The sequence below is a fragment of the Streptomyces sp. SID14436 genome (genome assembly GCF_010548465.1).
GTDB lineage: Bacteria > Actinomycetota > Actinomycetes > Streptomycetales > Streptomycetaceae > Streptomyces.
In genome coordinates this window covers 1-6,175 of the sequence record NZ_JAAGMD010000853.1, presented here as the reverse complement: position 1 = coordinate 6,175, position 6,175 = coordinate 1, and the positions used below count along the sequence as shown (strand labels likewise).

Here is a 6,175-nt window from a genome sequence, read left to right as displayed (position 1 = left end):
ACACGACGAGAGCGGCGAGGCCCAGCAGCTTCAGTGCCGGGCCCCGGCTCCGGCGCCCGGCCGTCCCCGCCGAGGTGCCGGCCCCGTCGCCGGCAGCGGCCGTGCCCGTGCGGCCCGGATCGGTGGCCGGCGCATCCGGCCGCCAGCTCACCCGCAGTCCGTCGCGTCGGCCGAACCGCTCCACGTGGTCGGCGACCAGGGTCCGCAGCTTCTGGAGTTCCTCCCCGCCCGCGGCCTCGATCCGCAGCGTCAGCACACCCGGGGCAGCCCGCAAGGCGATCGTGCCCCACGGAAGGCTGACGCTTCCCTCGGTCTCGGACCAGTCGGCCCGGGCCTGTTCCGCCACCGCCCGCAGCTCGGCCAACGCCTGCGCGTCGGTGCCGAGATGAGCGCGGGGTCGGTGACCGAGGACACGAGCGTCAGACCGGCCAGCACCTCGAACACCTGACGCGGGTCCGCGACCGGAGCACGGATGCCTCTGGGCGGCTCGAAGCCGTGCTGCGGGCCTTCGCCCTCATGAGGTACGAGACCAGCGGCCACCACGACAGCGGTCCGGCGGCCTTCCTGCACCGCGACCCGCAGGTCGCCCGGGTCCAGGGGCAACTGCACGACATGGTCGAGGAGTTGCTGGCGGACGGCGCGCGCGACGGCAGCGTCCGCGGCGACGTCCCGCCCGGAGAACTCGCGGCCTACTGCCTGCACGCCCTCACCGCGGCCGGCGGCCTGCCGTCCCGCGCCGCGGTGCTCCGGCTCGTCACGGTCACCCTGGACGGCGTACGTTCCGTGGCCGCCGCCCCGGACCAGGGAGCGATCCGGACGGACGCACCGTGACGTGACCCGGGCGCGGCCGGGGCAGGCAGCGGGTCCCCGTCGCGGCCTTGCCGGGTCAGGGCATCAGGAGATGAACCGAGGGAAGGTCACCGGCAGCCACGACGGCCTGCTCGATGGTCACGCCGGTGTAGACCCCGACGGCGGTGAACACCAGCTCCGGCAGACGCTCGCCGTGTTCCTCTTGGTAGGCCACCACTTCATCCGCACTCGCCTCGGGGATCGAGGGGAACACGGCACCGGCCTGGGCGAGCGCCACGTCCAGGAGGGTGCCGCACGCGGTGGCGGTGCCGAACTCGGCGCGGTAGGCACGCCCATCGCCGGGGGCGTGAATGATCATGGCGGGCGGGCTGAACCGGTTGACGGTCAGGCAGAGAACCTCTTCCCCCTCACAGGGGAGCATCGACTCCACCTTGCCCTGACAGCCGCCCGCCCAGGTTGCCATGTGGTCGTTCTCCAGCACGTACGTCCATTCCCCGCACGTGCCGTACATGGCGTAGCTGTAGCGTGCACCCGGCTGGGCCGGCGGCGCGGGTCCCCTGCGCAGCTCATTGAGCGGGGTGCGGGCGGCCAACTCGTCGAAATCGGCGCCCAGGTTGATGAGGAACTCGTCCTGATCGACCCCCCTGGCCAGGGTGAGGGACATCCCGCTGAGCATGCCGCCCGTGCTCAGCGGGTCGGAGGTGTAGTGGTGCGCGCCTATCCACGCGACGCCGTCACTCATGCCTGTGAGGCTATCGCCCCGGCCGGGCCCGGGTCATTCCGGCCGTTGCGGCCCTACGCCTGTGCTGAATCCTGGAGTTCTCCATCGCGCGCAGGTCAGCGAACCCTTCCGCGCGGCTTCAGTGGCACCGGAGGCAGCGCAGGGGCGGGCAGCGGGTCCCCGTCGTAGCCCTTGACCTCGCCGAAGCGGGTGCCCTCCATCCAGTCCCGGCGGGCCTGTTCGATCTCCTCCTGGGTGCGGCCGATCCAGTTCCAGAACATGATCAGCTCCTCCTCGAAGGGCTCGCCGCCGAGGAGCATCAGGCCGGCGTCCGACTCGGCGCGCAGGGGGAGTTCGGTGCGGCCGCAGCCGAGGTAGAGCATGGAGCCGAGCAGGACCGGGACGCCGTCCACGTGGGCCTCGCCGGACATGGAGAGCACGGCGTACTCGAAGTCGGGCTCCAGGGGCAGGCGGACGTCCGCGCCGCGGGCGAGGGCGAGGTCGGCGCCGACGATGGGGGTGTAGGCGGTGCCGGGCGAGGCGGCGCCGTCGAGGGTGCCGAGGATGAGGGTGGCCTCGATGCCCGGGGCGGTGACGACGGGCAGGTCGGTGTGGTGCTCGAAGCGCGGGTCGGTGTGGCGGTGGCCGTCGGGGAGGGCGACCCACAGCTGGGCGCCGTGCAGGAAGCGGGCGTGCGGGCGGGGGCTCTCCTCGGAGTGGCTGATCGCCCGGCCGGAGGTCATCAGGCCGAGTTCGCGGGGGCGGATCATCTGCAGGCTGCCCGTGGAGTCACGGTGCAGCACCTCGCCCTCGTGCAGCCAGCTCACCGTCTGCAGGCCCATGTGCGGGTGCGGGGGTACCTGCATGCCGGGCTCGTCGGCGATGTCGTCGGGACCGTAGTGGTCGACGAAGCACCACGCGCCGACCATGCGGCGGCCCAGGTTGGGCAGCAGCCGCCGGACCTCGCTGGACTCGCCGAGAGGGACGTGCCGGGGGCTCAGGAGTTCACGCACGGGCTCCGCCACCACGAAGCCTCGGCCGCCGCACAGGGCGGGGACCGCCTCCCGCTCGAGATTGCTCATGGCGCCAACCTAGCCCCGGCAGTGCTCCCGCGTCAGTCGTCGGACACCGTCACGCACCGGAGGAGTGACAGGGGAAGCCCGGCGAGGGTGGTGGAATTTTCAACCACCCGGGTCGGTTGTCGCCCGCGAAGGAGGTCACGTGAAGACCATGTACTACGACCACGGAACACCCGCCGAGCGCTGGGAGCGCGCCGGGATGTTCTTCGACGCCAAGGACTACACGCGCGCCGCGTACGTCCTGGGCCGCCTGGTCGAGGAGGTGCCGGAGCAGACCGGTGCCCGGCTGATGCTGGCACGGGCCTACTACCACTCGGCTCAGCTGCGCCGCGCCGAGGCCGAGTTGCGGACCCTCGTGGAACGTGACCCGGTCGAGGGCTACGCCCGGCTGCTGCTCGGCCGTACCCTCCAGCGGCAGGGCCGGGACGCGGAGGCCGAGTCCCACCAGCGGATCGCCTCGGCGCTCGCCGGCGAGTTCGACGACGCCAGCCGGGAGTGAGCGGACCGGCCACAGGAGCGGACGCCCGCGTACGACGTGCCGGTGCCCGGTTCCCCTCGGGGAGCCGGGCACCGGCCCGTCCGGCGGTGGCCCGTCCTGTCTGGCCGGGCGGGGCGTGGGCGCGTGGGATCCTGACGGGATGGAGACGTCGAGTGAGCGCGCACCGCTGGCCGAGCGGGTGGAGGAACTCCTCGCCCAGGGCGGGCCGTTGCCCATCGTCGCGGCCGGTGATCCGGTGCTGCGGCGGGCCGCCGATCCGTTCGACGGCCAACTGGAGCCCGGGCCGCTGGCCCGGTTCGTGGCGGCGCTGCGCCTGACCATGCGGGCCGCGCCGGGGGTCGGTCTGGCCGCCCCGCAGGTCGGGGTGGGGCTGCGGATCGCGGTGATCGAGGACCCCGCGCCGGTTCCGGAGGAGGTGCGGCGGGTCCGCGGACGGGTGCCGCAGCCGTTCCGGGTGCTGGTCAACCCCTCGTACACGCCGGTCGGTTCCGGGCGGGCCGCGTTCTTCGAGGGCTGTCTCAGCGTGCCCGGCTACCAGGCGGTGGTGGCGCGGCCGACGGAGGTGCGGCTGACGGGGCAGGACGAGCACGGGCAGGCGCTGGACGAGGTGTTCTCCGGGTGGCCCGCGCGGATCGTGCAGCACGAGACGGACCATCTCGACGGCACCCTGTACCTGGACCGCGCCGAGCCGCGGTCGCTGTCGTCGCAGCAGGCGGTGGCGGACCGCTGGGCCCAGCCGTCACCGGAACGGGCGGCCCGCGCCCTGGGGTTCGACCTGCCGTGACGTCCGGGCGACCGGCACGTCCGGGGCGGGCGACCGGCACGTCCGGAGCGGGCGCGGTCCGGCGCCGGTCAGCCGCCCGTCCGGGTCACCTCCCGCCACTCCCCCACCCGGTCCGCGCCCCCGGCCCACAAGTGGCCGCCGGTTGCCGGTTCGTGGCCGCCGGTTCGTGTCCGCCGCCCCGTACGGCTCTCGCGCCTCATGCGTCCCGGTACGCCTCCAGCAGCCGCAGCCACACCTCGCTGATCGTCGGGTACGAGGGCACCGCGTGCCAGAGCCGGCCGACCGGGACGCGGGCGGCGACGGCGATGGTGGCCGCGTGGATCATCTCGCCGACGCCGGGGCCGACGAGGGTGAGGCCGCGCAGGACCTCGTCCTCCAGGTCGACGACCATGCGCGCACGGCCCGTGTAGCCGTCGCCGTAGAGGCCGGCGCCGGCGATCGAGCCCAGGTCGACGTCGACGGCGCGCACCCGGTGGCCGGCCTGTTCGGCCTCGGCAAGGGAGAGGCCGACGGAGGCCGCCTCCGGGTCGGTGAAGACGACCTGGGGGACGGTGGCGTGGTCGGCGGTGGCGGCGTGCGCGCCCCACGGTCCGGTGTCGACCGGGCCGCCCGAGGCCCGGGCGGCGATGGCGGCGCCCGCGATGCGGGCCTGGTACTTGCCCTGGTGGGTGAGGAGGGCGCGGTGGTTGACGTCGCCGACGCCGTAGAGCCAGTCGTGGCCGGTCACCCGGAGGCTGTCGTCGACGGGGAGCCAGGAGCCGGGTTCCAGGCCGATCGTCTCCAGGCCGATGTCGTCGGTGCGCGGGGCCCGTCCGGTGGCGAAGAGGATCTCGTCGGCCTCGATGTGCTCGCCGGTGTCGGTGCCGACGACGGCGGTGCCGTCCTGGCGCCGGACGGAGGTCACGGACGTCCCGGTGCGGATGTCGGCGCCGGCCGCGGTGAGCGCCTCGGCGACCAGTTCCCCGGCGAACGGCTCCATGCGGGACAGCAGGCCCTTGCCGCGGACCAGGACGGTGACGCGGGAGCCGAGCCCCTGCCAGGCGGTGGCCATCTCGGTGGCGACGACACCGCCGCCGACCACGACGAGCCGTCCGGGCACGGTCTTGGAGCTGGTGGCCTCCCGGCTCGTCCAGGGTGAGACGTCGGCGAGTCCGGGCAGGTCGGGCAGGAGGGCGCGGCTTCCGGTGCAGACGGCGACGGCGTGGCGTGCCGTGAGGACCTGCTCCCCGCCGTCGGGTCCGGTGACGGTCACCGTGCGCTCCCCGGTGATCCGGCCTCGGCCGCGGTACAGGTCGGCGCCGGTGCTCTCCAGCCAGTCGACCTGTCCGTCGTCGTTCCAGTCGCTGGTGAACCCGTCCCGGCGGGCGAGGACCGCGGCCGCGTCCAGGGGGTCCTGGACGGCGTGGCTCAGTCCGGGCAGCCGGCGGGCGTCGGCCTGTGCGAGGACTGGCCGCAGGAGGGCCTTGCTGGGCATGCACGCCCAGTAGGAGCACTCGCCGCCCACCAGCTCGCTCTCCACGACCGCCGTGGAGAGGCCCGCGGCGCGCGTGCGGTCGGCGACGTTCTCCCCCACGGGTCCGGCACCGAGGACCACGACGTCGTAGGTGTTGGATCGTGCTGGTGTTTGCGTCATGACGTCAGTCTGGTGGGTGGTGTGCGTGCGGGCCACATGGGTAGGGGCGCGGAATACGTGACCGGTCGGCCGTGTTGACCGCGAGACCCCGCCCCAGAAACCCAGGAAGTAGGACACACCCATGAGCAGCACCGTGGAGCTCACCAAGGAGAACTTCGACCAGATGGTCACGGACAACGAGTTCGTCCTGATCGACTTCTGGGCGGAGTGGTGCGGGCCGTGCCGTCAGTTCGCGCCCGTGTACGAGAAGGCCGCCGAGGACAACCCCGACCTGGTGTTCGGCAAGGTCGACACCGAGGCGCAGCCGGAGCTGGCCGCCGCGTTCGGCATCCAGTCGATTCCGACCCTGATGATCGTCCGCGACCAGGTGGCCGTGTTCGCCCAGCCGGGTGCCCTCCCGGAGGCCGCCCTGACCGACGTCATCGGGCAGGCCCGCAAGCTGGACATGGACGAGGTCCGCAAGGCGGTCGCCGAGCAGCAGGCCCAGAGCGGCGAGGGTCAGCCCCCCGGCCAGGGCGCGTGAGCACGCGCCCTCTGCGGCACCCGGCCCCTGCGGCACCCAACCCCGCGGCACCCGGCCCTGCGGGACGCACCGTCGTCCCGCGGGCGCGCCGGGGGCCGAGCCCCGGCAGGGGCGCGTGACGACAGC

The 6,175-nt window shown here is 73.8% G+C and carries 8 protein-coding genes; 4 read left to right on the top strand and 4 right to left on the bottom strand.

Annotation, left to right across the window (positions count from 1 at the left end; all coding sequences use genetic code 11):
* Nucleotides 1-364 (bottom strand): DUF2218 domain-containing protein (locus tag G3I53_RS31360; RefSeq protein ID WP_164439009.1); only part of this gene is annotated, 364 nt, incomplete at its 3' end.
* Nucleotides 365-495: 131 nt separating this feature from the next.
* Here G3I53_RS31360 and G3I53_RS31355 point away from each other — a divergent pair.
* Nucleotides 496-831 (top strand): hypothetical protein, encoded by a 336-nt coding sequence (locus G3I53_RS31355; protein WP_343240721.1) that lies wholly within the window; start codon nt 496-498, stop codon nt 829-831.
* 55 nt (nt 832-886) lie between these two features.
* Here the strand turns inward: G3I53_RS31355 and G3I53_RS31350 are convergent, their stop codons facing one another.
* Both G3I53_RS31350 and G3I53_RS31345 read right to left on the bottom strand, forming a co-directional pair.
* Nucleotides 887-1,552, bottom strand: a complete 666-nt coding sequence (locus G3I53_RS31350) for a hypothetical protein (RefSeq protein ID WP_164334647.1) — start codon at nt 1,550-1,552, stop codon at nt 887-889.
* A 95-nt stretch (nt 1,553-1,647) separates the two neighbouring features.
* On the bottom strand, nt 1,648-2,613 hold the full coding sequence (locus G3I53_RS31345; protein WP_164334646.1) for a pirin family protein: 966 nt from the start codon (nt 2,611-2,613) through the stop codon (nt 1,648-1,650).
* A 139-nt stretch (nt 2,614-2,752) separates the two neighbouring features.
* On the opposite strand from G3I53_RS31345, the gene G3I53_RS31340 reads away from it, so the two are divergent.
* Together G3I53_RS31340 and G3I53_RS31335 are read left to right on the top strand one after the other, a co-directional pair.
* Complete coding sequence (locus G3I53_RS31340) at nt 2,753-3,109, top strand: tetratricopeptide repeat protein (RefSeq protein WP_164334645.1); 357 nt, start codon at nt 2,753-2,755, stop codon at nt 3,107-3,109.
* A gap of 139 nt (nt 3,110-3,248) precedes the next feature.
* Nucleotides 3,249-3,893, top strand: a complete 645-nt coding sequence (locus G3I53_RS31335; protein WP_164334644.1) for a peptide deformylase — start codon at nt 3,249-3,251, stop codon at nt 3,891-3,893.
* 196 nt (nt 3,894-4,089) lie between these two features.
* Here G3I53_RS31335 and G3I53_RS31330 read toward each other — a convergent pair whose 3' ends face one another.
* Nucleotides 4,090-5,526 (bottom strand): NAD(P)/FAD-dependent oxidoreductase, encoded by a 1,437-nt coding sequence (locus G3I53_RS31330; protein ID WP_164334643.1) that lies wholly within the window; start codon nt 5,524-5,526, stop codon nt 4,090-4,092.
* A 121-nt stretch (nt 5,527-5,647) separates the two neighbouring features.
* On the opposite strand from G3I53_RS31330, the gene trxA reads away from it, so the two are divergent.
* Entirely contained in the window at nt 5,648-6,049 is a 402-nt protein-coding gene (gene trxA / locus G3I53_RS31325) for a thioredoxin (RefSeq protein ID WP_164334642.1), read from the top strand.
* The last annotated feature ends 126 nt before the right edge of the window (nt 6,050-6,175 follow it).

What these genes read in the sequence shown, in the direction of transcription:
- G3I53_RS31335 (WP_164334644.1), top strand. Translation starts at nt 3,249, where the DNA reads ATGGAGACGTCGAGTGAGCGCGCACCGCTGGCCGAGCGGGTGGAGGAA.
- G3I53_RS31350 (WP_164334647.1), bottom strand. Translation starts at nt 1,552, where the DNA reads ATGAGTGACGGCGTCGCGTGGATAGGCGCGCACCACTACACCTCCGAC.
- trxA (WP_164334642.1), top strand. Translation starts at nt 5,648, where the DNA reads ATGAGCAGCACCGTGGAGCTCACCAAGGAGAACTTCGACCAGATGGTC.
- G3I53_RS31345 (WP_164334646.1), bottom strand. Translation starts at nt 2,613, where the DNA reads ATGAGCAATCTCGAGCGGGAGGCGGTCCCCGCCCTGTGCGGCGGCCGA.
- G3I53_RS31330 (WP_164334643.1), bottom strand. Translation starts at nt 5,526, where the DNA reads ATGACGCAAACACCAGCACGATCCAACACCTACGACGTCGTGGTCCTC.